Here is a 1,022-nt window from a genome sequence, read left to right as displayed (position 1 = left end):
GCCCTGCTGGCGGCGGGAGGTCTGATCACCGCCCAGACCGGAAGCAAGGGCGCCGCGGACAACCCCTACGAGCGGGGCCCGGCGCCCACCGTGTCGAGCATCGAGGCGGCGCGCGGCCACTACGCCGTGTCCGAGGCACGCGTGTCGTCCCTCAGCGTCAGCGACTTCGGCGGCGGCACCATCTACTACCCGACGTCGACCAGTGACGGCACGTTCGGCGCCGTAGCGATCTCGCCCGGCTACACCGGCACCCAGTCCTCGATCTCCTGGCTCGGCCCGCGCCTCGCCTCACAGGGCTTCGTCGTCTTCACCATCGACACCCTCACCACCCTCGACCAGCCCGCGAGCCGGGGCCGCCAGCTCCTCGCCGCGCTCGACTACCTGACCGAACGCAGCACCGTGCGCGGCCGGATCGACGGCGGCAGACTCGGTGTCATGGGCCACTCCATGGGCGGCGGCGGCACCCTGGAGGCCGCCAAGAGCCGCCCCGCGCTCCAGGCGGCGATCCCGCTGACCGGCTGGAACCTCGACAAGAGCTGGCCCGAGCTGCGCACCCCCACGCTCGTCGTCGGCGCCGACGGCGACACCATCGCGCCCGTCTCCTCCCACTCCGAGCCCTTCTACGAGAGCCTGCCCGGCTCCCTGGACAAGGCCTATCTGGAGCTGAACGGCGCGACCCACTTCACCCCGAACACCTCCAACACCACGATCGCGAAGTACAGCGTCTCCTGGCTCAAGCGGTTCATCGACAACGACGTGCGCTACGAGCAGTTCCTCTGCCCGCTGCCGCGCCCGAGTTCGGCCATCGAGGAGTACCGGGGCAACTGCCCGCACACCTCCTGACGCACCTTCCGCTTCCGTTTACGCGGAAGTAACGTGACGGTCGTGGCCGGACCGACGACCGTGACGACACCCGTGCGGATGTACGGCAGGAGCGCCCCACTGCGCGCCGTCGACGCCCTGTTCAGCGGGGTGCGGGCGGGCCGCGGCGGGGCGCTCGTGCTCGCGGCGGCACCCGGGCT

At 71.3% G+C, this 1,022-nt stretch carries 1 protein-coding gene; it reads left to right on the top strand.

Annotated features, from left to right (window positions below):
* Window positions 1-843 (top strand): bis(hydroxyethyl) terephthalate hydrolase (gene bdeA, locus AB8Z36_RS40880; RefSeq protein ID WP_440582140.1); only part of this gene is annotated, 843 nt, incomplete at its 5' end.
* Window positions 844-1,022 lie beyond the last annotated feature (179 nt).

This window comes from Streptomyces flavofungini, from assembly GCF_041028215.1.
In the GTDB taxonomy this organism is placed as follows: Bacteria; Actinomycetota; Actinomycetes; order Streptomycetales; family Streptomycetaceae; genus Streptomyces; species Streptomyces flavofungini_B.
Note: the sequence above shows the minus strand (reverse complement) of the source record. Positions and strands in the feature narration are given on the sequence as shown.